This is a genomic window from Pacificimonas sp. ICDLI1SI03, from assembly GCF_054740865.1.
Map to the genome: position 1 here is coordinate 39,347 of NZ_JBSQAU010000001.1, position 23,881 is coordinate 63,227.

A 23,881-nucleotide genomic window follows, 5' to 3' on the forward strand; every position below is an offset into this window, starting at 1 on the left:
CTGCCAGTGAATTTCTCTAAGGCATTTTGGAATACCGTCAAGCGACGAAATACGTACAGAACACTTCTCAAATTAAGTAAGTGAAAGACCGTGTTGTCATGGGGATGCCCGGGCGGGCGGGCTAATCTCAGCGCAGTCTTAGACGCATCAACATGGCCCACGGCGGATGAGGCGCAGCCGACTTGGTTCTCGGGGCGGAAGCGCGTAAGCGCGAGCGATGACAGTCAAGAGGCATATTGGCAACGCCCCGAAATGAGCAAGGTGATTAAGAAGTCGAAGCGCGGCCGGCCGCGCAGCATATCGCACGATCACATTCTTGAGACTGCAATCGCGTTGACCGAGCAGCAGCCGGGCGTGCCCGTTTCCCTGGCCGGGGTGGCACGCGCGGTAGGCATGACGCCGATGGCGATCTATACCTATTTCGACAATAAGGACGCGCTGCTGCAGGCGCTGACCGACCGGATGCTTGCCGGCCTTGATATTACTGCACTGGAGGCCGAACCGCCCGTCGAGCGCGTAATGGCATGGGCTCGGCTGGTCCGCAGCCATTTCCAGAAACGCCCCCAGCTGATCGATATGCTGGTTTGGGAGGGCGGGCACGGTTCGATCGCGTGGATGAACCGTTCGGCGCCCCTTGCGACCGCGTTGACCGAACTAGGGTTTCAAGGAGACGAATTGGCGCGTTCACTGTCTTGGTTGTGGAATTCGATCATGGGCATGATCCATAACGAATTGCGCGTTCGCGACGAGCAACAGCAGATTTCCAGCGACGAGATCGCGGCCATCGACGCACCGATGAGAGAGATCGTGCAGGACATCCAGCGCATGTCATCCGAACAAGACAATGCGGATCGCGCGTTCGATTTCGAACTGGCCAGGATCCATGACGCGCTGGTGACGATGACGGAAAGCTAGGCCTGACCGCTAGTGGTGGGGTTAAGTTAGAATTCCGGCAATTTTGACCGCCCAAGGCCTGGCCTAAGACGGCATGACAAAGCGAGACAAGTCGTTCGGGAAGGTCAGCCGCGTAACTCGTCCGTTCGTCTTGGTTTCAAGCGATGGCCCTTTTCCTCCCTGTGTTTTCTATCGCATCGCTTGGATGTTATCATCGCACCAACGGCCCAAATAAGATGGCGTTGAAGATCAGCTGATGCAAATGCGTCCACTGGTTACGCAAATTCGGATCCTCGGCGAACATGATGACCCGCCCTTTGCCTATCGTTTCGGTCATCAGGAAATCGGTCCCGGCGAGCTTGGCCTCGTCCTCGTCCAGCAGATATCCCGCAACATTCATCGCGCCCGCGTCCACATATGAAAGGACCGAACGGCCAGCGTCGCCGGCAGAGAACAGCCGCGTGTTTCTGGAAAGGACGTGGAAGCTGGACGGATAACCAGCGGTCAGCGGCGATTGGTTCCGGGCCTCGACCCGCACGATTGCGCCGGGCGTCTCTTTCGTCAGACCCAGCGAATTCGTGCTCGTCAACTGGCCGCCCTCCCCCGATGCAAAGGCGGTGCCGCCCTTGACGGTGATCAGCGTGCCCCCGCGCGCTACCCAGTCCTTCAGGTGCTGGGTGCCTTCCTCTCGGAAATACCATTCGTAGGGTTTGCCACGGATTTCCCCGCGACGAACGCTTTGTCCGCCATCCGGGATGATGATGGTATTGTACCGGCTGAGGTCGGCCTCCGAGAGTTGCTGGGCAGTGATTGGCGTGAAAGGCAGACGGTACATTTCGTCGAAGAAGAAATAAAAGCTGCCCCACGCCGACGTATCCGTGCCGTCGCGGGTCAGCACCGCGACCGCAGGTTTGCCAACAGGCTGCACGCGGCCCGATCCGAGGTCCGAACTCTCTGGCGAATACCCGGTCGAAACAGCTGTGATCTGCACAGGAATCTCTTCCACGACGGCCTTTACAAGATCATGGAAAGATTCGTCATTGTCGGCCACCGGGGCAACGAAGGCGGTATCGTAGGAGGTGCCGTCCAGCACGGCCGGCCCTGGCTGCAGATAAAGGCTGACGCCGCTTTCGGCGAGGCGATACGCCGCTGCTGCATCAAGTGCGCCGCGATAGGGCCATACATATGCAAAGCCCGCCCTGCCGCCAGCTATTTCCCCCCGCAGTTGCAACGGCTCGGCAACGGGCTCCGTCGGCACGCGGGGCACGTCGTTCATCCAGTATCCGTCGATCCCGTACTGATAGGGAAGCGCCCAGACGGAGATGTCGTAGAAGACCGGGATGGAGTGATATGGCTCCTTCTCCAGCACGGCGTTCGCCAATCGGCTGAGCGGCTGCTGCAAAGAAACCAGATACGTGCCCGCTGGAAAATCGCGGCGTTCCGTATTTTCGGTATAATATCCCTTTGCTCTTGGAGCCGAGAACGCTTCCGTCGTCCGCTGCACCTCTATGCCGTGGGCGAGCAGACTTTGGATGAACTGAGACATTTTGTTTGGATCGTCGTCGGGCGGAAAGGCGTAGGCCTTATGTTCAACGTTGGGCACGCCGTTCATTGACGACCTGAAAAACTCGTGAAAGTCCCGATGCAATTCGGGTCGCTTCGCCACGGTTGTGTCGAGGTAGGACATGATGCCCGTGACGTGATGCTGTATGCGGTCGCGCAGCGTTAACAGGGAGCCATCTTTCCGCTCCAGAACGAGGCCACCACTGCCAGCCGCCTGCTCGAAAAGTATCCCGATCATGCCATGATACTGGGTGTAGAGGGTATGCATGCCGAGAAAAGGCGAACCAAAGGACTCGCCTGAAAAATATTGCCAACCGCGCTCGTCGAACTGTTTACGCATGTCCTGCGCGTAGATTTCCCACCACTTCTTCAGCGTGTCATTGGGCAGGTTGGTGTTATAGGGTTCGGGATATGGCGGGAAAAAGAACGTTGATTCAGCGCCCATTTCGTGGATGTCCAGCGCGAGTTCCGGCCGCCACTTTCTGATCAGTTCCACCTTGGCCCGGCCTTCGCGCATTTGCAGCGGAACCATGTCGCGATTTGGGTCGAGCTGATAATGGTTGGAATCGTTGCCGACACCCCAGGGCGGGTTGTGTTCGGCCGCGTTCGGATCGGATTTCGGAATGCGGCTGCGGACAGTATTGTACCAGGAGACATAACGGTCCCGCGGCGATGGGTTTTCGACGGGAATGATGTAGGTCAGCACATTGTCGAGAATCCGCAGGGTTCGTGCATCATTGCCGGCGAGTAATTGATAGGCGGCAATTTGCATGGCCTCGACAGAAGAGGCCTCGCTGGTATCGATGGTCGAGATCATGACTGTTGCCGGCGTATTTTCTACGATGGCCTCAAGCTCGCCGCTACCCAGAGTGCGCGGATCGGCCAGCTTGTCGAGGTTTCCCACATGAGTGTCCAAAGCCGCCAGGTTTTCCGGGCTGCTGACGATCAGCATGTAGAGTTTCTTGCCCTCGTAATCCTCGCCATAGGTGATCAGCTTGGCGCGATCAGACGTTTCGGCCCACCGATGAAGCAACTTCTCGGTCTCGTAGAAGCTCGCAAATCGTTCGGGAGGTTCGAAGCCGAGCACGTCCTGTATCGTCGGGACATCGGGATTATAGGTACTGTCCGGCACCCAGGTGTCTTGCGCCGCGGCCGAGCCCGGCATCAACTGGGCCCCCAGCAGGCAAAGCACTGTTCCCAATAGCTTAAAAGGATGCATGAACCTCCCCCTCGCTCTCGTGTCCCTTGTCTCCGAATGTTACTATAAGCATAAAATATATATTCGAAAGCATATTTTATAATTTGGTATCGCCGGGGTGCTGAGAGCGTCTTAACTGGCACGGGGGGCGGTTATTATTTCTTGGCGGCAGCTCAGGTGAAAATGACGCACGCGACGGGAAATAAATGCCGGTCGGTACTGAGAGCGGATCGCATTGATAACTCCGTTCAACAGCATGTCGGAGCGTTGAATTTCATACGAAGCTGGGGCGCACCATTCACGAATGACTGAAATTATTCATATTCCACGCCCGACAGGTCCTCGCCGCCATCTTCTATGAACTGGTCGATGCGCGTTTCGAGCACGGGCAGGGGAACTGAACCGAGCGACAGGATAACATCATGAAATTTACGGATGTCGAACTGCGTTCCGAGCGCTTGTTCCGCCCGGGCGCGCACTTTTCGTATCGTCATTTCACCCAGCTTGTAGGCCAGCGCCTGACCGGGCCAGCTTATGTAGCGGTCGACCTCGGTTTCGACTTCGTGCTGTGAAAGGGCGGTCCTGTCCGCCAGATAGTCCACGGCCTGCTGGCGGTCCCAGTCATAATGGTGGACACCGGTATCGATCACGAGGCGCGCGGCGCGCCACATTTCGTAGGATAGCTGACCGAAACGTTCATAGGGGGTGCGGTAAATGCCCATCTCCCGCCCTAAATATTCCGTGTAGAGGCCCCACCCTTCTCCAAAGCCGGAAAAATAGGTCTGACGGCGGAATTTCGGCGCCTCCTTCTGCTCCAGTGCGAAGGCCGCCTGAAAACTATGGCCGGGCGAGCATTCATGCAGCGTCAGCGCGGGGATATTATAAAGCGGGCGCGATGACAGGTCGTGCGTATTCATCAGGCAGGCTTCCAGCCCGCCGCGACCGGCTGTGTAAAACGGCGCAATGGCGTCGGGTACGGGACGGATCGTGAAGCGAAATCGCGGCAGAAAGCCGAAATAGTCCGCGATCTTTCCGTCGACACGTTTGGCTGTGTATGCAGAAACCCCCATCAACTCATCGGGCGTATCGGCGATGAAGCGGGGATCTGTGCGTAGGGACGCATTGAACTCCTTCAACGTCCCCTCAAACCCTACCTCGTCCATGATCGCCCGCATCTCCGCCTCGATGCGCGAGACTTCTTTCAGGCCGGTCGCGTGGATCTCCTCTGCGGTCAGGTCCAGCGTCGTGTACTGGCGGATCTGCTGCTGGTAATAGGATGGCCCCTCCGGCATCTTCTCGGCGGCCAGATCGGTGCGCGTATTGGGCAGATACTCCTGCCGCAGGAAACGCAGAAGCTGTGCATATGACGGCGCCACGGCTTCCCGGATCGCGGTACGCGCCTCTTCGCGCAGGCGCTCCTGCTCTGTTACCGAAATACGTGCCGGCATGTCCGCGAAGGCTGCCCAGAACGGATTCTCCTCTGCAGTGGTGGCGGTATAGGGTTCCACCGACGCGTCGCGCCCCTCCAATGTCACACGCGGAACGCTGAAACCTCGCTGCAGGCCGGCGCGCATATTGGCGATCTGCTCGTCAAAATAACGCGGAATGTCGCGCATGCGGGAAATATAGCGTTCATATTCTTCGGCAGTGTCGAAGCCGGTGCGGGCGTTCAGGTAACTCCAGAAAGAGCTGTCACTGTCGAACGGCATCTCCCATTCGCGGAACTTCGCATCGCCGATCGCCTCTTCCTGCAAGGTACGGAAAACAGCAGCGTTTGTTTGTTCGCTTTGCGACAGTTGCTGCGCCGGAATGGTGTCGAGGGCCCTCAGCATTCGTCTTGCATGCTCGGTACGGCGCGCCTGCGCCGCCGGCGTCGCGGAGGGCAGGGAAGCGCCCGGCGACGTGCTGCCATCGGCCTCTTCGATGCGGTCAAATTCCTGCAGCTGCCACCGCCAGTCCGCTTCGTAGAGAGCCCGTAAACGTCCATCTGCGCTCGTGGAATCAGGTGCGCCAATCGCACTATTCTGGTTCGGTTCCTGAATGCTCGCCTGGACTGCCGACGCCCCTGTCAGCAATGCTGCGGTCAAAATTGCAAAAGCCGGGTTCATTCTGTCTCCTTTGCCGGTCCCCCATGGATCAGCATCGGCGCGCAAAACGGCAGATCGCTGCGCTTGTTGCTGCGTGGGCGCTCCGTCCGGCTAGTGGCTAATCGAATTTAAAGACGGCGCAAGACCGCTATTGGAAAAAAGCCAATTGAATCAATTCAGCTATTGCTGAGGGAAGCCTCGCCTGCACCAATCGCAGCGGCGCTCAGTCGCCGTGGCGCACCATGACCGGACCTGAACGCCGCTGTTACCCGAAGTCCTAGTTTTTGCCGAACACCACCCCGCCATCGACCTGGGTGTCAAAGCCGGAATTCCCAAAGGTGTAGGACATGCCGATATGGCTTGCACCATCGCCCGCCAGGAAGCCGGTGAAGATCGCGCCGCAATTGCCGCTTCCACCGCACACAGGTCCGGTGCCGGTGGCCGTCAGATTATAATCCTGGAACGTCATATTAGCATTGCCGCTGGTCCCGACCTCCATCCCGCCTGCCGGATTTGCGGAACCACCGGCGGTGGAGATGCCATAGGTTGACCCGCCGATAGTGACGCTCAGATCCACGCCAACGCGCGGGGTTGCGCCAAACGCGACTGCTGCCGAGCCCGTTACGCTGCCGGGAGCGAGGGAACCATCGCGGATCGTCGGGTCCGTTGCCCCGATCAGGGCATAGGTGGCGGAACCGGACGTGGGCAGATTGCGGGCCGGTTCGCCGGAAACGACATGCCAGCCGCCGTTGACCGGCAGATCCGCCGTGCCGAGCTGGTAATAGTTGCCGCCCGTTGTGCCGCCGGCCCAGCGTCCCCATCCGATGATCCCCGCAACGCCGCCTGCTTCATTCAGCGTAGCCGAGCCGATGGTCGGTTCTTCATCGGGTTGGGAGAAGCTGTAGCCGATCGGGGCGCCTGACACATCTTCATAGGTGACCGTGGTTGGTTGACGCCGGTCGATGCCGATGATGGAGGATGCGTAGGCGGTAATCTGGTTTGCCACCGCAGTCCCCTCTAGCGGCGGAGCCTCGGGCACCAGGGCACCGCCTTCGAAAACCGCGCTGCCTGAAAGGGCGGGGATGCCGCCCGCAGTATCTGCAAAGACTATATAGCCCAGCGATGCCCAGCGGCCATCGGCACCGCCGACATTGCCCGTAATGCTGGCATCGCAGGAACTGCCGATAGAGCAGGTCACACCATCCGCACTCACCGTTACCGGCAGATCGCCAGCGAAATACAACTGTGGGCGATCCTCATTTTCTCTATTGGTCAGGTTGAGACCCCCGACGGGATTGGCCGTGCCGCCCTGTGTTTGGAAACTGTACGTCGCATCGGGCATTGTGACGGTCGCATCCACGCCCACGCGTGGCGTGGACCCGAATTTCACCGCCATCGCGCCGGCGAAAGTGCCCGGTGCCGTTCCTTCATTGGAATATACCGGCTTTGTGGCACCCTTCAGCGCATAGGTAATCGTACCGCTGTCCGGCATATTGGTCAGCGGCCCAATCAGCGCATAGCTGAAGCCGTTGTCCGCACCATAGATGGTGCCCCGCCCTTCGAGAAGGCCGCCAGTATAACGGCCAACCTGCCAGTCCTCATCACCGGCAAGGTCCGCCGTCTGCAACGTGCCGCGGTCAATATAGACAAGCCCATTCGCATTCGGAATGGAGGTGTCGTTCGCGAGCGACACCAGGCCCCGGCTATCAAAGGTTCCGCCATAGACGGCAGCAATGGAGCTTATACGACGCACAATATTACTGCCGCCGCCATCTACCGTCAGCGGCAGGAAAGAAGCATGGGCGAAAGGAGCGTTCAGCGTGCCGGATGTAACGCCCGCCCCGCCGTCGAACGACAGATTGGCTAGGTCGTCTGTCTCCAGCCGGTATATGCCGGTGGCTACATCCGGCGAACCAAGAGTACGGAATGACCCCGCACTCTTACTGAAATCCTCAGAAAACAGGGCATTAAGGCGGACGTTGCATGATGCGCCAGATGCACAGAAATCACCTGTGCCGGATGTGAATGGCGCAAAGATTAAATATCCTGAGCCCGTCATGGGCACGCCGTCCGTGGCAACGGCGGCCAGCCCGCCGGGAGTTGAAAAGGTGTAAGTCGTATCGAGGCCGAGTACACCTTCTGCGGCGATACGCGGCGTGTAGCCGAAGGAAAGTGCGAGGCTGAGATCGAAGCTGGTGTCGGTCAGCCCGGTGGTCGTCTGCGGGGCGAAGCCGCCTGTCAGTGTGTAGGTGGCCGTGCCGCTTACTGGCAGAACAGGAGCTATTTTCGCCACTGTGACCAGGTCGTGATACGTGCCGTCTACGGTGTTTTGCGAACCGTAAGAGGAGTACGTGCCAGCCCCGTAACGACTTAGCAGAATGTCCTCATCCCCCAGTTGGTCGACGAGGGACATTGTGCCGCGATCGAAGACGGCTGAGCCAGCGCGCGTTACCGTCGCAATGGCACCATCATCCGCCAGTTCGCTTGATCCGGTATAAGACGTCACGTCGGCGAACCGAAATCCGTTGCGTGAATAGATTGCCGCCTGGTATGAGGTCGCGTTCAATGCGTAGACTTGGCCAGCGCTGCCATTATTTCCGCCATTGTCGCCACCCGTATCCGCCACAAAGCCTGCCGAGCCGGTGAACCCGATGCTGCCATCGCCGCCATTACGCGAGCCATAGGCCAGCACGAGCGCGTTGGCTCCGTCGCCAGCCGGGGTGGCGCCCAGATAAAGCTGGCATCCCGATGCGCCAGACACGCAGGCTTTGCCTGTACCGGTCAGGTCGGCATTCTGCTGAAGTGGGTACCAGTCGGGAGAGACAGAGAATGAGCCGGTGAGGCTTTCTAGACCTTCGATGCCACCTGGCGTTGCAAAGGTATAGGTCGTGTCGCCCGGCATGACGACGCTTCCCTCTGCGGCCATTCGTGCCTGTGACCCGGAATATTTTACGGCGATGTCCGCACTGAACGTACCCGGTGCGGAGGAGCCGTCGTTGAAGGTCGGGTTGGTGGCGCTGTCGAGGACGTAATTGATCGTCGCATCTGCCGGCACGTTCGTGACCGGCGCTGCGGTTGTGAAATGCAGCCCCTGATCCTCCCCGAGGGCGAAGCCCTGGCCGTTCTGCGTGAAGCGATCGCCATAGACGCGGGTGGAGACCGTATGCGTACCTTCGATCCGCTCCGCAACGACAGGACCACGGACCAGCACATCGTTAGAGATGTAGACCGGCGCGCCCTCCGCATCCAGGACGAGCGGACCGTTATAACCACCCGTGCTGACAGCACCGGTGCTGGCGTCCAGCGGGCGGTTCAGCGATTGCGCGGTGGCGTAGATGGCCACTGTGCCCCCTAGCGCAGGCAGGCCTGGGAAGGCGTCGGCATCTGCATTACTGAACCGCACATAGTTGAAATATGTATTGAGAAGGGTGCTATCCTCGGTCCGCCCAGCCTGTTGGAGGGCCAGGCTGACGCTATTGTCGAAATAGCTACGCAAAGCTTCAAAATCCGCAGCAGTGTAGCCGCTCGGCAGGCCATTGGCCTTGATATGAGCGAGGAAACCGTCGACGATCGCCAGCTGCTCCGCACTGCTCGGTCCTGCAGGAAGATCGGGAAATGCGTCGATGTCGCCGCCATCGTTCAGGAAGGCGAGATAGCGGCCAAGAAAATCCGCCTGATCGCCGGCGAGTTGGTCCAGCAGGCCTGCATCGCTGAGCGCCTGGAGGTAGCTGAGCAATAATTGCTGTGAAAGCGCTCCATATTCGCTGGGTAGTCCGCCGTCCTGAATATATGCGATGAAGGCCTCCAGGGCCGACGCATATTGCTGAGCGAGGGCATCGGAAAGTCCGGGGTTCAGCCCATCAAAGCCGGAGAATTCGCTGGGGACACCGCCGTCGTCCAGAAAGGCAAGATAGGCCCGCAGGGCGGATGCCTGGGTGGCGAACAAACTGTCTAGCAGTCCCGAGCTTTCTAGCGCGGAAAGATAGGCAGCGATCTGGGCGGAGGTGGCGCCGTCATAAGCTGCGATGTCCCCGCCTTGTACAAGGTAGGTTAGATATGCCGAGATGATATCTGCATATTGGCTGAGCAGTTCTGAATCGATGCCCTCGCCGTAATAGAAGCCGGCGGGGTTTCCGCCGCCGGCGAGGTAATCAAGATATGCCGTCACGAGAGCGGGCTGAATGCCCGTGATCTGTTCCAACATACCGCTATTCTGCAGATACTGCAGATAAGCGTTTACCGAGGCCAGATCGGCGCCTGCAAAGCTGGAAGGAGATCCGCCGGCGGCCAGTAATTGGAGGTACTGAGTTAGTATGGCATTGTAGGAATTCTGGAATTCCGCTGCCGCACCGTCATTTGCCAGAAAACGAAGATAGGCATTTATCAGGGGGGATGACAGCGACGCGGTATCGCCGGTCCGCGCCGTGGCGAGCGCGGCCACCAGGCGGTTCGAATAGGCCAGCAATCGCTCCACATCGCCCGACGGCAGGGAACCCAGGGCCGTGTTGAATGCGCGGGCATCTATCGCGCGTGCTGCCTGCTGGACGTCGCCCGCAGCGCCAATTGCGTTCAACGCGAAGCCCAGCGTTACGGGCAGACCATTTTCCGCGGCAGCCTTGATGCCCTCTCGCTTCAGCGAAGCAACGGTTGCGGTCGGGGCGGGCTGCGCCGGATTGGCGTATACGCGCGATGCCGTACCATTGGCGGCCATGCTCCATGCCGAACCGAGGTCAAAGCTTTGCTCGCTACCGTTTGCGGCCACAGTCATCGCCCCTTGCAGGACATGACCCCGCACCCCATCGCCCTGAACGATCAGGCTCGCAGCCCCCTGGACGGTGGCAGCGCCGTTCCCTTCGAAACGAAGCGTGATGGGATTTTCGCCACGCGACATGACGGTTACGGCGCCTTCGGAGATCGTGACCTCGGCGCCGGTAAGCAGGAAGCGCGATTTTCCCACCAGACTGACGATTGCGCCATCGTCAAATCGTATCTGGGTGACGCCCGTTTCGCGCGTTTGCCATGCATTTTCAGGCACCGGGCCCGATTGCCCGAATACGTAGCGTGCCGCCTCTGCCGGTTGGGCGAAGGTAAGGAGCGAAGCCGTGGTGAGCAGTATTGCCTTGTTGAACATCAGGTCTCTCCAAATCAGAATTCGTGCCGGACGCCGACGCTGACGGTCGCGCGCTCATAGTCGTAGAGCGCCAAATTGCTCCAGTTGCGGGTGTAGGTAACGCGCGGGCGCGCATAGATATTTTCTGCTATGCGGAACTTCAGTCCTGCGGACAGGTCGACCTGCTCATCCTTGCGTTTTCCGAGGAACAGGGGGTCCGCAGCATCGTGCCGGCGCACTTGTCCACCGACGCCCGTAATAACGGACACGTTGGTGCCCACCGGCTGCTCAATGCCGAAATTCAGGCGAAGATAGTCGAAGGAGAGGTGATCGCCGGCGCCGCGTCGCGTCTCTTCATGACCGCCGGTCAGCGATACGATCGTCGTGCGCGCCGCATATGAAACGCCCAGACCGTAGCGATTCGCGTCGCGCAGGGGATCATTGTCGAAATTCAACCGGAAGGCTTCCGCCGACACACTCAATGCCTCGCCGCTTTTCAGCCGGGTGGTGTACTGCCCGATTGCGCCGTAGCTCTGCCGGAAACTGTCCTGACCCAGCCAGAATTGCTGACCCTGAAGCGAAAAGGAAATCACGTCGCGATTGGCGAGAGTATGCCCCACGCCACCCGTGCCGGTGATTGCTGACTGATCGAATGCACTGCTGTCGATATTGTCGCGCCAATTGCCGAGCAGGGAGGCAAATAGCCGTGTCTGGCGTGAAACCGCCGTGACACCGGACACGCCAGCCAGAACTTCGTAAAAAGCCTTGTCCTGTTCTCGCGCTGCGGCGCCCAGCGCACCGGGTCCGAAGGCAGCGAACAGCGGAATGACAATGGTGTCGGCATCGGTGGCACCGTTGATATTACTGTCATATCCGCCTGCTGCGTCGACAAAGCCGCTGACCGAGCTGCCGCCGCCCGCGATTTGCCGGTCATAGTTGCGCACGATCCTGTCGAAACGCTGACGCACCGGATCGGGCAGGCTGGGGTCGTTCACCACGGTGTCGAACTGTTCACGCGCCGTGTCTATGTCGCCCGCCATGGCATAGGTGCGGGCCAGCTCCGCACGGGCCTGCGCATGGTTCGGGTTGGTCGCCAGGACACGTTGAAAGGCCATGATTGCCTCTGCCACATGCCCGGAATCCGCGGCCGCGAGGCCCAGGATGTAATTATAATCCGGGTCCGTGCTCCGTTGCTCCAGCGCAGGCTCCAGCAGCTGATATGCTGCGTCTGCTTGCTGTTTGGAATGAAGGTCCAGCGCCTGACTGACCAGATTATCGACTTCCGCCTGCGCGGCGCTTGTAGCGGCCAGAACACATCCGGCCGACAGCAAAAATGACTTATTGAACAAGCGAGAACATCCTTCCTGATCGGAGACTGGATCACCGGCTCGGGGGTTAGGAAGATGCGCCTGGGGGGACCATCCCGCGTTCAGGGGATGGACAAGCATTAGGTTGATTGGCGGTCGAGTAACGATCTCTTCTTCGAAGGAGCGCGCACCAAGGCTTACCAATCTTGACGAGTGAGGCGGAAGGCTCCACCGTCGTTTTTTTCCCGTAATGGACCATGATGCCAAACTTCGCGCGTAGCAGCCAGCGTCGAGGCAACGCTGGCAGCGGGGGCCGACGGGTATCTCATCAAAGATGCCGAACCCGACATGCTGCATTTTCGCATCGAACGCCTCATGGCGGGGGAGCCTTCGCTGTCGCCCGCCATCGCCAGGATGATGCTCGCTCGCTTTCGCCCTGTCCACGATCCCGCCGAGGACCCGCTCACCGGCCGCGAACGTGAAGTTCTGTCATTGGTGGGACGGGGCCTTCGTGCTCGTGAAGTTGCAGAACAGCTTCAGATCAGCGCACATACGGTGCGGGACCATCTGAAATCGATCTACCGCAAGCTGGACGTTTCCTCGCGCGCGGAGGTCGCTATCGAGGCCCAGCGACGCAATCTGACCTGAGGGCGTTCTGCTGCATCGGCGGGCTAGCCTTACGGCTGGCCTAAAGGATAAGGGCAGCAAAGATCTTGACCGCAGCGCCCGCTGCGCCGCTTTCCAACTGGGGGCGGACCAATCATCTCACCCATCGGGGTCGGGCAGCGCCAGTAAATGGGCGAGCGGCCTGCGGCCCATCAAACTTGGACATGTGACCATGAACATCAGTAGCGACACAAAGGGTATTGATCCCTTCCGCGCCATAGAGGTGAGCCAGCTTGCCCATGAATTGCGCGCACAAGGTGCATCCGTGATTCACATGGAATTCGGTCAGCCTTCCGAAGGCGCGCCGGCGGGCGCGATCGAGGCTGCACGCGGCGCGATGGGCGGCGGCGACATGGGATATTGGGAAAGCATGCCGCTGCGCCAGCGGATCGCGAAACATTATCAGGATGAATATGACGTCGATGTGCAACCGCAGCAGGTCCTGCTTACATGCGGAGCGTCGCCGGCGTTGGTGCTGGCGCTTCTCAGCGCGTTTGACGTCGGAAGCCGGGTGATGACGGCACGCCCGGGATATGTGGCCTATCGCAACTCGTTGCGAGCGCTCCACATGAACCCCGTTGAAATTGCCTGCGTTGCAGAGGACCGGTTTCAGATCAACGCCCGCCATATCCGCGACGCCGCCGACGCGCCCGACGGGCTGATCGTCGCCAGCCCCGCCAATCCAACCGGAACTATCATTCCTCCGGCGGAACTCGCCGACATCGCGGCGGCGTGCCGGGAAAGAAATGTTCAAATCATCTCAGACGAAATCTATCATCGCCTGAGCTATGAGATCGAAACGCAGTCGATGCTGACGCACGACCGCGACGCGTTCATCGTCAACAGCTTCTCAAAATATTATGGAATGCCCGGATGGCGCCTCGGTTGGCTGATATGTCCGCAGAAATTCGTCGCGGCCGCCCGCGCGCGCGCCGGCAACCTCCTTTTGACCCCCCCCGCCCTCAGCCAGCATGCCGCATTGGCAGCGTTCGACTGCACCGACGAGTTGGACAAGAGAGTGGAGGTCTATCGCCGTAACCGCACCCTGCTTATCGAGACGCTTGAGCAACTTGGTATCACCGACATCGCGCCCTCTGATGGGGCATTTTATGTCTATGCATCGATCGCCCACATGACCGACGACAGTTTGGCGTTCTGTAAGAAGTTGCTGGCGGAAACGGGAATCGCCACCGCCCCGGGACTGGATTTCGATCCGGAACATGGACGCCGCTTCATACGGTTCAGCTATGCCGTAACGACTGAACTGGCCGCGGAAGCCTGTGAAAGGCTGACCAAATGGATGCCCCAGCAGGCGGGATATCGAGCGCCCGGGGATAAGCAATAGAAACGCCTGTTTCGCGACGTAATTTGCCATGCGGCTGATGGCCCGCTCCAATGGAGCGGGCCTTCGATTCAAATCATGTGCGCAGGTGCCCCTCCGGAGGGAGCAACAAGACCGTCCGCCCCCCACCCCCACGCCGCTCTGTTCCAGCAATTCTTCTACTATCTGTGCGCTGCGTAGGGCAGCTGGCTCATTCATCCCTTCGTGCATCTTCTCTTGCGTATCGTGACAGACGCCTTTAGGGCGCTAATGATAATCTTTCGCAACAGGGTGTGGGCATTTGACGAGGGGCGCGATTCGCGGGTGGTATCTGGTTCACAAGTGGACCAGCCTGATCTGCACGGCGTTCCTCCTGATGCTGTGCATTACCGGCCTGCCGCTGATTTTTCATGGAGAGATTGACGAACTGACGGGGACGCCGCCTGCGTTCGGCATGCCCGGTGTCGGGTCGTCCGGAACGGCGGACGGGTTGTTGTCTCTGGACGAGATGCTGGGCCGTGCGCTTGCCAACCGGCCGGGTGAGGTGCCTGTCTACATGGCATTCGACAATGATCAGCCGTCCATGACAATCACCACGGCGCCGCGTCCTGATTCCCCGGCCGTTGACATGACGATCCAGTCCTTTGACCGGTCAACCGGCCGACAGATCGGCGTGGAGGCGGAAGGCGAGGGCGGGGTAATGCATTTCCTGCTGCAATTGCATACGGATATGTTCCTGGGATTGCCGGGTATGTTGTTTCTGGGGCTGATGGGCGCGCTGTTCACCGCCGCCATCGTTTCGGGCGTCGTGCTATATGCGCCGTTCATGCGAAAGCTGGAATTCGGCACCCTGCGTGTGTCGCGCAGTTCGCGCGTGAAGTGGCTGGACTATCACAATCTGCTGGGCATCGTCGCGCTGGCGTGGATGAGCGTGGTCGGTGTTACCGGGGTGATCAATGCGCTTTCCACGCCGATCAACCAGCTGTGGCAGATGAACGAGCTGACCGACATGACACGCGAATATGCTGGCCGAGAGGCGCTTGATCCGTCTCTTTATAGCTCTCTGGATGTCGCAATGTCGCGCGCGCGGGCGGCGATACCCGGCAATAATCCACAATTCATCGCCTTTCCCAGCGGCGCATTCAGCTCGAAACACCATTATGCGGTGTTCTTTCAGGGGAACACGCCGCTTACGGAGTGGCTGCTGACCCCCGCGCTGATCGATGCAGAGACGGGGGCGTTCACCGACGCGCGCGCCATGCCCTGGTATTATCAGGTGCTATCGCTGTCCCGTCCGTTGCATTTCGGCGATTATGGCGGACTGCCTCTCAAGATCCTTTGGGCAGTCCTGACCATATTCACGATGATCGTTCTGGGCAGCGGCCTTTATTTATGGCTGGCGAGGGGGTCTGTCAGCTCCAAGGCGCATCTTCGCCGTATCGAACAAATGGCAGTGGCCGCCGAATGACCGTGCCGCATCGCATATTCCAGCCGCAGAAGCCGCGCCTGCCGCTTCGCAAGGTCTTTGCCTGGCCGCTTGCGATTGGCGTGCTGGGCATCGTCGGACTGGTCAGTGCACTGACGGGCGATGGCGGACGGGATGCCCTGTCCTGGCTCTCCCTCGCCGCGCCGGTTGCCGCGGTGGCATGGGCCATGCGCTCCCGCCGATCCTGATAAATTCCACACCACACCTGAAAAGGCCCGACAATTGACCTACGTACCCACGCTGAGACTGTTTGCGATCGCCGCCGGCGCCTCCTCTATCGCCATAGCAACCTCTGTTGCCGCACAGGAGGCGGCATCCAGTGACGAGGAGATAATCGTCACCGCACAGCGCAGCAATCAGACAGGCGTTCGGCAGGGGGGCAGCGTCGGTGTGCTGGGCGACCAGCCGGCAGAGAATGTGCCGTTCAGTATCAGAAGCTATAATTCGGCGCTGATCCTAAACCAGCAGCCGCAGACCTTGGGTCAGGTGCTGGAAAACGACCCGACGATCCGCACCAGCTATGGCTTTGGCAATGCGGCAGAGCAGTTTGTCATTCGCGGCTTCTCGCTTGCCGGCGACGATCTGGGCTTTGACGGCCTGTATGGGGTGTTGCCCCGCCAACTTGTAGCGCCGGAGCTCTATGAGTCCGTGCAGGTGCTGAACGGCGCCAGTGCCTTCCTGAACGGGGCGGCGCCGGGCGGCTCTGGCATTGGCGGCAGCGTCAATTTGATTCCCAAGCGTGCAGGCGATGTGGACGTCAGCCGCGCGACGATTGGCTATACCTCGTCCGAACATCTGGGCGGCAGCTTTGATGTCGGGCGCCGCTATGGCGCGGGGGGAGAATGGGGGATCCGCCTGAACGGCGCGGCCCGTCGCGGCGATGTCGCGATAGATGACGAATTTCGCAGCACCTATGTTCTTGGTGGCGCGGTCGATTATGATTCCGGTCCGCTTCGCGTATCGCTGGACCTTGCCTGGCAAAGGGTGCGTGTGCAGCGGCTGCGGCCAAAGCTGACGGTGTCGGGCGTTGTTCCCGATGTGCCGGATGCGGAAGAGAATTACGGCCAACCCTGGCAATATACCAATCTGCGCGACATTTTCGGCCAATTGCGCGTCGAATACGATTTGACTGAGGATGTGATGGCCTACGCCTCGCTTGGTGCGCGTGATGGTTCGGAAAAGGGATTCTACAGCACGCTGACGCTGACCGATCCTGCGACGGGCGACGCGACGGTCAGCGGCTCCTACATCCCGCGCACCGACAATAATGAGGCGGCACTCGCAGGTATTCGCGCAAAGGTTCAGACCGGCGGAATCAGCCATCAGATCAATCTGGGCGGTTCGATGAACTGGCTGGTCAATCGAAATGCGTATGAATTTTATTCCGTGTCGCCGGATCTGAACAATATTTACGATCCGGTGGTCGTCGCGCAGCCGGACAGCATCAGCTTTGCTGGCGGCGATCTTGACGACCCGTTTCCGGTGTCGCGGACGCGTCTGGCCAGCGCCTTTCTTTCCGACACGGTTGGATTTCTGAATGACCGGGTTCTTTTCACTGCGGGCGTTCGCCTGCAGGAGATCAACATAAAATCCTACTCGGCCTTCACCACCGAACTCGATACCGAATATGACGAGCATGATCTGACACCCGTTTTCGGTCTGGTCGTAAAGCCGGTGGACGGGCTTTCTCTCTACGCCAATCGGATCGAGGCCCTCGTACAGGGTCAGCTCGCGCCGCTGACGGGCGCCAATCCGTCGGGCGGCGATCCGCTGCAGGTCAGCAATGGCGGCGAATTCCTGTCGCCCTATACGTCCGAACAATACGAGATCGGCGGAAAGCTGGCGTTCGGTACAATCAGCGCCAGTCTGGCGCTGTTCCAGATCGACCGGGAGACGGCCATCCTGCGGGAGGATACGGACCAACCGGGTCTGCTGGAATTCGGGCCCTTCGGTGTGCAGCGTAATCGCGGCATCGAACTGAGCGTTGCAGGCGAACTGAGCGAAGGACTGCGGCTGATCGCTGGCGGGTCTGTCATCGACGCCAAATTGCGCAATACTCAAGGTGGTGCGAACGAAGGCAATCAGGCGGTCGGCGTCCCCGAATATTTGCTAAATGCCAATGTCGAATGGGATATGCCCTTCGCGCCACAACTGACGCTGACCGGGCGGGTCGTCCATACGGGTGAGCAGCCCGCCAATATCACCAATACACTGTTCCTGGACGATTGGACGCGGTTCGACATCGGCGCACGCTATGTCGCTGTCGTGGGTGACCGGCCGCTGACACTGCGCTTCAACGTCGATAATGTCGCGAACAAGCGCTATTGGGCTTCGGCTTTCGACACGTTCCGGCCAGACCTGCTGCAGGGCGCTCCCCGCACGTTCAAGGCCTCTGCTTCCATCGATTTCTAGCGGTTAGCGGGCGGTCGAGCCTCTGTTTTGAAGATATTGCTCGATCGCCCCGTCCCGCAGCCCCATTCCGCGGCAGCAATACCATAGCGCCTCACTCAAGAGGTCCGCTGGTTCCTTTGCATAGGGCTGTCTGGTCCCTGGCAAGGAGCAGACGCCGGTTATCATCGTGCCGACATGTTCCAGGAACATAACCGCATTTTCCGCACTGGGTGCGTGGTCGCGCAAATCCTGCGTATTGCGCGCAGCGTGAAGTGCATCGGCAACTGACTCGCGGGCGAGTCGCTGAGCGCGGCGGTATATCAGGGCGGCATAGCTGCCTTCCCCGGCCATGCTGGCAAGTCGCAGCCGCGTCTCCTGTAGCGCGCCCGACGATTCCGATGCCAGACAGTCCCGAAGATATCGATCGACCATGGCGATCAGGCCGGCGGCGCTGGGTTCCGGCAGGCCAACCCTGTTGTAGATTGCATTCTGCTCTCGAATAAGGGTCTTCAGCACCGCCCGGTACAGCGCCAGCTTCGACGTGAAATGCTGGTACAGCAGCCCCTCCGATATTCCCGCCGCGCGCGCGATCTGCTGCGTTGTGGTCGAATTATAGCCATGCATGGCGAACAGGCGCCGTGCCGCGGCGAGGATCAGCTCCCGCCGGGCGCTTTTTTTCATGCGCACACCAGCCATGGATCAGGCGCCGCCGCCGCGCGATACGCGATGCATCACCTTATCCGGCCAGCGCCGGGTTCACGGCGAGCAGCAGCTTGCCCCGCACATGGCCCGCCTGCACGCGCCTGTGGGCCTCGGCGGCCTCCGCCAGCGGTAAAATGGTGGTTTCGGGCGCGCGGATACTCCCCCCGGCCAGTGCCTCGACCAGCAGGCGCAACTGGCGGGGCTGATTGGCGAAGTTGGAGATGGTGGGAACGACGCTGACGCCTGCAGCCTCTGCCGCTGCAGGGTCGATCCCCTCCTCGTCGGTGATCAGCGTACCGATCGGTGCGATGATCCCGCCCCGTTTCATAATAGGCAATATGTTGACGAAGGTGCCCTGGCCGACCGTATCGACGACGACGTCGACACCATCGGGTGACCAGTCACGGATCGCTGCGATGACATCTTCGTCGCGATACTCGATGGGGCGTTCGGCACCCAGGGATCTTACATAATCGAAGTTGCCCGTACTGCAGGTGGTGGCGATGTGCGCGCCTGCTTCGCGCGCGATCTGGATGGCAAAGCCGCCGGTGCCGCCCGCACCGCCATTGATGACGATGCGTGAGCCTGCGGTCGTCTTTCCTACATCGCATACCGCTTCCCACGCCGTCATTCCGGCTGTGGGGAGCGTTGCCGCCTCAGCAAGCGAGACGTGGTCAGGCAAACGCACCGTCCGCTCTGCTGCGGCGTGGACGAATTCGGCATAGGACCCGCGTTCGCCCATGCCCTGGTTCGAAGCGGTGACGACCCGGTCTCCTACTGCCAGTCCCTCGACGCCCTCCCCGACCTCGGCGACAATTCCTGCAGCGTCGAACCCCACCACGAAGGGAAAACGATAGTCGAAATATTGCGATAACCAGCCTTCGCGGCTTTTCCAGTCGGCGGGATTTACGGCGGCATAGGCGACCTCGACGACGACATTGCCCGGCTTCGCTAGCGGTCGCTCAATATTGGCCAGCTCCAGCACTTCGGGACCGCCAAACGCGCGCAAAACCATCGCCTTCATTCATATCTCCATCTACTCGTTGACAGATATTTCGCTCTGCCTCACTTAGTAAGTAAACGCTCATTAATAATGATCGGGGAGATTGCAACTTGGGCAATGGTGTACGCATCGATGGTCGCGTCGCGCTGGTAACTGGCAGCAGTCGCGGCATAGGCCGTGCTATCGCGCAGCGGCTGGCCTCCGCCGGCGCGACCGTCGTCGTCACGGCGCGCTCCTATCAAAAGCCGACCGGCGGGGTGCGTTTTGGCGAGCGACAGGACGTCGCCGGCACGCTTGCCGAGACCGTCGCCTTGATTGAGGAGGCTGGCGGCACAGCGATTCCTCTTGCCGCCGATCTGGAAAAGCCGAGCGAACGAGACACTCTGGTTGAACGGGCGGTTGCGGCGGCGGGCAGGCTCGATGTCCTCGTCAATAATGCGGGCTTCGCCGATTATGCCCGGGTCGAGGATATGAGCTTCGACACTTTCGATCGAACTCTCGATCATTATCTGCGCGCGCCCTTTGCGTTGGCGAGGGCAGCCATACCGCACATGAAGCAGGGGCGCGCAGGCTGGATCGTAAATGTCGGATCGATCACGGCCCTGCCGCCGGTTCGCCCCTATGCGGATTATGCGCGGGCCGGCGGCGATACCGTCTATGCGTCGGTAAAAGCGGCGCTGCACCGTTTTACGCAGGGCTTGGCGGCTGAAATGGTGGACCATGGAATCGCGGTCAATGCGGTGGGTCCTTCGACAGCGATCCGAACGCCCGGCGCCGATGCGCTGATCCCCGAAAATTATCCCACTGAGGACGTCGAATATCTGGCGGAGACCGTGTTGGCCATGTCCCACATGCCCGCCGCCGAACGAACCGGGCTGGTCGCCTTTTCCATGCATTTCCCCTGGCATCACGACCTTCAGGTCATGAGTCTGGATGGCAAGAGTCAGATGCCGCGCCGAGAGCCGCCGCCGACTTCGCATCCGGCCACCAGCGCATCGGGGGAGTGATGATGGACCAGGCGATCTATGTCGTTGACGAAATGCTTGGCGTGCCCGGCGAGGGCAGGGCGCTGCTGGAACGCTATCGCACCGAATATATGCCGTCGGCCGTGGAACGCGGCATGAAATTGGAGCGTGTTCTCGTGTCGCCGCCCATGTGGCTGGACGAACAGAGCAATCGTCTGCTCATCACCTGGACCGTCGATAGTGTCGGCGCATGGTGGGGAATGGCCTCCCAATCGCGCTACGATCCTTCGGTGAAGGACTTCTGGCAATCGGTGGGCGACCTGATCGTCGAGCGTCAGCGATTTTTCGCAAGCGCGGACCGCGACGTGGAGGCTCTTAGCGATGTATAATCTGATTGCACTTCTCCACGTCAGGGAGGGCGCCTGCGAGGAGATCGAGCGCCGCGTCGCCGGTCTGGGTGCTGCGGTCGCGCCCACCATGGAAGGCAGTTTCAATGGCGGGGATCTGATTGCCCGTTTCTTTCTGGATGACGAAGCGGCGTACCGCACGTTGCGGCCAAATCTCGACGCCCTGATCGACGGTCCCGATTGCGTCCGCGCGGACACGGCCTTCTATCGCCCCGGCAAAGGGCAGGGCGGTGCAGGCGTGGAACAAGACGGCCCCTGTATTTATCGCGCACTGCTACTGTGTGCTGATCGCCCCGTTCCGCCGGCGCAGCGCAGCAGGTTCGACGAAGAGATGGTTCTGATGCCCAAATATATCCCGGCAATCCGCAACTGGCGCTACAGCCCGGTTATCGAGGCATCGGGCGAACTTGGCTGGACCCATGTCTGGGAACAGGAATATGACCGTGTGGAGGATCTGCTGGGCCCCTACATGACCCATCCCTATCACTGGGCGCATATCGACCGCTGGTTCGACCCTGAAAGTCCGGACTGGCTGGTCAACACCCGGCTATGCCACAGCTTTGGTGCCTTTGAACGGCCGATGATCTAGGGGCCGGTCAGTCGCGGGCGGGAAACAGCGACTTCATCAAGCGCCGGGCTGCCGTCCATAGGAAAGTGCGCCCCGCCTCGCCGATCATGTCACAAACGAAATTGTCGAAGCTGTCGCGATCGTCCCGCCCAGCGGCGGTCGCAATATCGACCAGCAGCATCTCGTCATAGCTGAACAGCGGTTGGCATGGGGGATTAAGCGCAATCGGCTCGGGCCATGCGCGGCCCGCCTCGTCCAGAAAGACATGGAAGCTGCGCACGGCACATTCGCTGCCCAGATGTTGCGCCAGGACGTCGTGTGAGTAGCGACCCATGCGCCGGGCCATGTGATTATAGCGTAGCGCACAGACCAGGCCGGCATGAACAGGGGCGACCTCCCGGATGTCCGGCGTGCTCTTCAGGGTATCGAGGTCAAGCGGCATGGGCATTCCCGTCATAGCCGCGGGCATCGGAAAACGGGCACTGCCGGGGAGGGCCAGACGCCGGTGCGTCGTCGATTTTCGCCGCCGCACCAAGCTCCCGTCGTACCGCCAGCGCTGCCCATCGTACCGCCCCCGACAGACCGTGTGGCGCTTCAGTCGTGGTATGGACATTGCCGGCCCGCAATGCACAGCGGACGAGGCCGACAAGCGCCAATTCATCCGGTGACAGCATTCGACTGCAGCAGCATTCAGGCACCAATTGCCGCCCGAGGCTCGCCTCGACCAGGTCGAACAGGCTGGCGCAGGCGACACCCGCAACCGGCTCCAGACCCAGCTCACCGGCGCGCGCCAGAATGGACGGCAAGAGCGGCTGTTCCGCATCCCGCGCCGCATGCCAGACCCTGAACATTCTGATCAGGATCGCTTCGAATAGGGGTGTCGCTTCGCTCATAGCTCTCTCCGTCCAACTAATGCTATTGCGAATTGTTCTCATATGTAAAGCGCCAATTTGCGTGTCCTCTTGAATTTCTAAGGTGCTCCCCCCCTTCTCGATCGTCGCACCGCGCAAATGTTCAGGAACGAAGGAGGCCGTCGGTCGCTGTCAGGCGGTTACAACCTGTTGGAGGCGTCCGATTTCCAGCCTATTCTCTCGGTGCGGTGCGCCGTTCAGTCTGTTCGCTGCGCTGCTCGCGTCGGCATGCGACGCACAGACCCCACAGACAGCGCCCCCGGCCACAAACGTAGCAGAGGTCGCCGCGGCGACTGAAAAGCAGGCCACGCGTGGGCTCGATCCGGCACTCCTCGCCCGCACGTTGGACGCAGCCGAAGAGCTGCCACGGCTTCGCTCCCTCATTATTATGCGCGATGGCGAGACGCTGGCGGAACGCCGTTTTCACGACGGTCCGCCCCTCGATCAGCCGATTAACATCAAGTCGGCGTCGAAGTCGGTTCTGTCGGCCCTTACGGGCATCGCCATCGCGAAGGGCGTCCTTTCCGGCACCGACCAGCCAATTTTGAGTGTGTTGCGGGATCAGGCACCGCGGGACGGCGATGCGTTTTTGCAGGAGGTTACGGTCGGCCACCTCCTTTCCATGCAGGCGGGGTTGGAGCGTACATCCGGCCCAAATTATGGCGCGTGGGTGACTAGTTCGAACTGGGTACGCGATGCTCTTGCGCGGCCATTCGTCGACGAACCGGGCGGACAGATGCTGTATTCCACCGGCAGCTCGCATCTTCTTTCCGCGATGTTGACCGAGGCGAGCGGTCGCAGCACGCATGAACTTGCGCAGGAATGGCTCGCCGTCCCGCTTGGCATCGACATCCCCCGATGGACGCAGGACCCGCAGGGAATTTACCTGGGCGGCAACAACATGCTGATGTCGCCGCGCGGCCTCGCCCGCTTCGCGGAAATGTACCGGCAGGGCGGGCTTATAGACGGGCAGCAGGTCGTTCCGGCCGAATGGATAGAGGAAAGCTGGACTCCTCGTACCCGGTCACCGTGGAGCGGCAATGCCTATGGCTATGGCTGGTTTCTGTCGGAGGCGGGGGGGCATCCGCTGCGCTTCGGCTGGGGATATGGCGGCCAGATGCTCTATATCGTGCCCGATCTGGCGTTGACCGTCGTGATGACGTCCTCTGCAGATGCGCAGCGCGATGGCGGCCATATTCAGGCGCTGCATTCACTGCTGGCCGACGGCATCGTTCCCGCCGCGGAAATGGGTGCCGACCAATAATTGGTGCGGGTTGCAGGGAAGCCTTTTCTGCTGGCAGG

Annotated in this window: 18 protein-coding genes; 10 read left to right on the top strand and 8 right to left on the bottom strand. The window is 60.4% G+C overall.

Going from position 1 to position 23,881, the window contains the following annotated elements:
- Window positions 1-252 precede the first annotated feature (252 nt).
- On the top strand, window positions 253-915 hold the full coding sequence (locus tag ACSMXM_RS00195; RefSeq protein WP_460312888.1) for a TetR/AcrR family transcriptional regulator: 663 nt from the start codon (window positions 253-255) through the stop codon (window positions 913-915).
- 190 nt (window positions 916-1,105) lie between these two features.
- Here the strand turns inward: ACSMXM_RS00195 and ACSMXM_RS00200 are convergent, their stop codons facing one another.
- From ACSMXM_RS00200 to ACSMXM_RS00215, 4 genes are all read right to left on the bottom strand, one after another.
- A complete protein-coding gene (locus tag ACSMXM_RS00200) occupies window positions 1,106-3,676 on the bottom strand; it encodes a M14 family zinc carboxypeptidase (protein ID WP_460312890.1) in 2,571 nt (856 codons plus the stop codon).
- Between the two features lie 293 nt (window positions 3,677-3,969).
- Complete coding sequence (locus ACSMXM_RS00205) at window positions 3,970-5,763, bottom strand: DUF885 domain-containing protein (RefSeq protein WP_460312892.1); 1,794 nt, start codon at window positions 5,761-5,763, stop codon at window positions 3,970-3,972.
- Between the two features lie 256 nt (window positions 5,764-6,019).
- Complete coding sequence (locus tag ACSMXM_RS00210) at window positions 6,020-10,873, bottom strand: beta strand repeat-containing protein (RefSeq protein ID WP_460312894.1); 4,854 nt, start codon at window positions 10,871-10,873, stop codon at window positions 6,020-6,022.
- A 14-nt stretch (window positions 10,874-10,887) separates the two neighbouring features.
- Window positions 10,888-12,201, bottom strand: coding sequence for a surface lipoprotein assembly modifier (locus ACSMXM_RS00215; RefSeq protein WP_460312896.1), 1,314 nt, complete (start codon window positions 12,199-12,201; stop codon window positions 10,888-10,890).
- 306 nt (window positions 12,202-12,507) lie between these two features.
- On the opposite strand from ACSMXM_RS00215, the gene ACSMXM_RS00220 reads away from it, so the two are divergent.
- The 5 genes from ACSMXM_RS00220 (at window position 12,508) to ACSMXM_RS00240 (ending at window position 18,044) form a co-directional block, all read left to right on the top strand.
- Complete coding sequence (locus tag ACSMXM_RS00220; protein WP_460312897.1) at window positions 12,508-12,807, top strand: response regulator transcription factor; 300 nt, start codon at window positions 12,508-12,510, stop codon at window positions 12,805-12,807.
- 190 nt (window positions 12,808-12,997) lie between these two features.
- Complete coding sequence (locus tag ACSMXM_RS00225) at window positions 12,998-14,170, top strand: pyridoxal phosphate-dependent aminotransferase (protein WP_460312899.1); 1,173 nt, start codon at window positions 12,998-13,000, stop codon at window positions 14,168-14,170.
- A 277-nt stretch (window positions 14,171-14,447) separates the two neighbouring features.
- Window positions 14,448-15,614 (top strand): PepSY-associated TM helix domain-containing protein, encoded by a 1,167-nt coding sequence (locus ACSMXM_RS00230; RefSeq protein ID WP_460312901.1) that lies wholly within the window; start codon window positions 14,448-14,450, stop codon window positions 15,612-15,614.
- Window positions 15,611-15,820, top strand: coding sequence for a hypothetical protein (locus tag ACSMXM_RS00235; RefSeq protein WP_460312902.1), 210 nt, complete (start codon window positions 15,611-15,613; stop codon window positions 15,818-15,820). Before ACSMXM_RS00230 ends, ACSMXM_RS00235 begins: the two co-directional genes overlap by 4 nt.
- A gap of 34 nt (window positions 15,821-15,854) precedes the next feature.
- A complete protein-coding gene (locus ACSMXM_RS00240) occupies window positions 15,855-18,044 on the top strand; it encodes a TonB-dependent receptor (RefSeq protein WP_460312904.1) in 2,190 nt (729 codons plus the stop codon).
- A gap of 3 nt (window positions 18,045-18,047) precedes the next feature.
- On the opposite strand, the gene ACSMXM_RS00245 is transcribed toward ACSMXM_RS00240, so the two are convergent.
- Both ACSMXM_RS00245 and ACSMXM_RS00250 read right to left on the bottom strand, forming a co-directional pair.
- Complete coding sequence (locus ACSMXM_RS00245; RefSeq protein WP_460312906.1) at window positions 18,048-18,704, bottom strand: TetR/AcrR family transcriptional regulator; 657 nt, start codon at window positions 18,702-18,704, stop codon at window positions 18,048-18,050.
- Window positions 18,705-18,759: 55 nt separating this feature from the next.
- Window positions 18,760-19,749 carry a quinone oxidoreductase family protein gene (locus ACSMXM_RS00250; RefSeq protein ID WP_460312908.1) on the bottom strand — a complete coding sequence of 330 codons (990 nt, stop codon included), beginning with the start codon at window positions 19,747-19,749 and terminating at the stop codon, window positions 18,760-18,762.
- An 89-nt stretch (window positions 19,750-19,838) separates the two neighbouring features.
- On the opposite strand from ACSMXM_RS00250, the gene ACSMXM_RS00255 reads away from it, so the two are divergent.
- Genes ACSMXM_RS00255 through ACSMXM_RS00265 form a run of 3 tightly spaced genes read left to right on the top strand, consistent with a single transcriptional unit; the run spans window position 19,839 to window position 21,689 of the window.
- A complete protein-coding gene (locus ACSMXM_RS00255; protein WP_460312910.1) occupies window positions 19,839-20,735 on the top strand; it encodes an SDR family NAD(P)-dependent oxidoreductase in 897 nt (298 codons plus the stop codon).
- Window positions 20,736-20,737: 2 nt separating this feature from the next.
- The gene (locus tag ACSMXM_RS00260) at window positions 20,738-21,082 is read left to right on the top strand and encodes a hypothetical protein (RefSeq protein WP_460312912.1); all 345 of its coding nucleotides are present in this window, start codon (window positions 20,738-20,740) and stop codon (window positions 21,080-21,082) included.
- Window positions 21,075-21,689: a Dabb family protein gene (locus ACSMXM_RS00265; protein WP_460312913.1), complete on the top strand. Its 615-nt coding sequence runs from the start codon at window positions 21,075-21,077 to the stop codon at window positions 21,687-21,689. Before ACSMXM_RS00260 ends, ACSMXM_RS00265 begins: the two co-directional genes overlap by 8 nt.
- A 7-nt stretch (window positions 21,690-21,696) precedes the next feature.
- Here ACSMXM_RS00265 and ACSMXM_RS00270 read toward each other — a convergent pair whose 3' ends face one another.
- Both ACSMXM_RS00270 and ACSMXM_RS00275 read right to left on the bottom strand, forming a co-directional pair.
- The gene (locus ACSMXM_RS00270; protein WP_460312915.1) at window positions 21,697-22,110 is read right to left on the bottom strand and encodes a hypothetical protein; all 414 of its coding nucleotides are present in this window, start codon (window positions 22,108-22,110) and stop codon (window positions 21,697-21,699) included.
- The gene (locus tag ACSMXM_RS00275; RefSeq protein ID WP_460312917.1) at window positions 22,100-22,561 is read right to left on the bottom strand and encodes a hypothetical protein; all 462 of its coding nucleotides are present in this window, start codon (window positions 22,559-22,561) and stop codon (window positions 22,100-22,102) included. Before ACSMXM_RS00275 ends, ACSMXM_RS00270 begins: the two co-directional genes overlap by 11 nt.
- A 361-nt stretch (window positions 22,562-22,922) precedes the next feature.
- Here ACSMXM_RS00275 and ACSMXM_RS00280 point away from each other — a divergent pair, with 361 nt between their 5' ends.
- Window positions 22,923-23,843, top strand: a complete 921-nt coding sequence (locus tag ACSMXM_RS00280; RefSeq protein ID WP_460312919.1) for a serine hydrolase domain-containing protein — start codon at window positions 22,923-22,925, stop codon at window positions 23,841-23,843.
- The last annotated feature ends 38 nt before the right edge of the window (window positions 23,844-23,881 follow it).

Coding starts and splice junctions, on each gene's coding strand:
- ACSMXM_RS00195 (WP_460312888.1), top strand. CDS start 253: ATGAGCAAGGTGATTAAGAAGTCGAAGCGCGGCCGGCCGCGCAGCATA.
- ACSMXM_RS00200 (WP_460312890.1), bottom strand. CDS start 3,676: ATGCATCCTTTTAAGCTATTGGGAACAGTGCTTTGCCTGCTGGGGGCC.
- ACSMXM_RS00205 (WP_460312892.1), bottom strand. CDS start 5,763: ATGAACCCGGCTTTTGCAATTTTGACCGCAGCATTGCTGACAGGGGCG.
- ACSMXM_RS00210 (WP_460312894.1), bottom strand. CDS start 10,873: ATGTTCAACAAGGCAATACTGCTCACCACGGCTTCGCTCCTTACCTTC.
- ACSMXM_RS00220 (WP_460312897.1), top strand. CDS start 12,508: ATGCTGCATTTTCGCATCGAACGCCTCATGGCGGGGGAGCCTTCGCTG.
- ACSMXM_RS00225 (WP_460312899.1), top strand. CDS start 12,998: ATGAACATCAGTAGCGACACAAAGGGTATTGATCCCTTCCGCGCCATA.
- ACSMXM_RS00235 (WP_460312902.1), top strand. CDS start 15,611: ATGACCGTGCCGCATCGCATATTCCAGCCGCAGAAGCCGCGCCTGCCG.
- ACSMXM_RS00245 (WP_460312906.1), bottom strand. CDS start 18,704: ATGAAAAAAAGCGCCCGGCGGGAGCTGATCCTCGCCGCGGCACGGCGC.
- ACSMXM_RS00250 (WP_460312908.1), bottom strand. CDS start 19,749: ATGAAGGCGATGGTTTTGCGCGCGTTTGGCGGTCCCGAAGTGCTGGAG.
- ACSMXM_RS00260 (WP_460312912.1), top strand. CDS start 20,738: ATGGACCAGGCGATCTATGTCGTTGACGAAATGCTTGGCGTGCCCGGC.
- ACSMXM_RS00265 (WP_460312913.1), top strand. CDS start 21,075: ATGTATAATCTGATTGCACTTCTCCACGTCAGGGAGGGCGCCTGCGAG.
- ACSMXM_RS00270 (WP_460312915.1), bottom strand. CDS start 22,110: ATGCCGCTTGACCTCGATACCCTGAAGAGCACGCCGGACATCCGGGAG.
- ACSMXM_RS00275 (WP_460312917.1), bottom strand. CDS start 22,561: ATGAGCGAAGCGACACCCCTATTCGAAGCGATCCTGATCAGAATGTTC.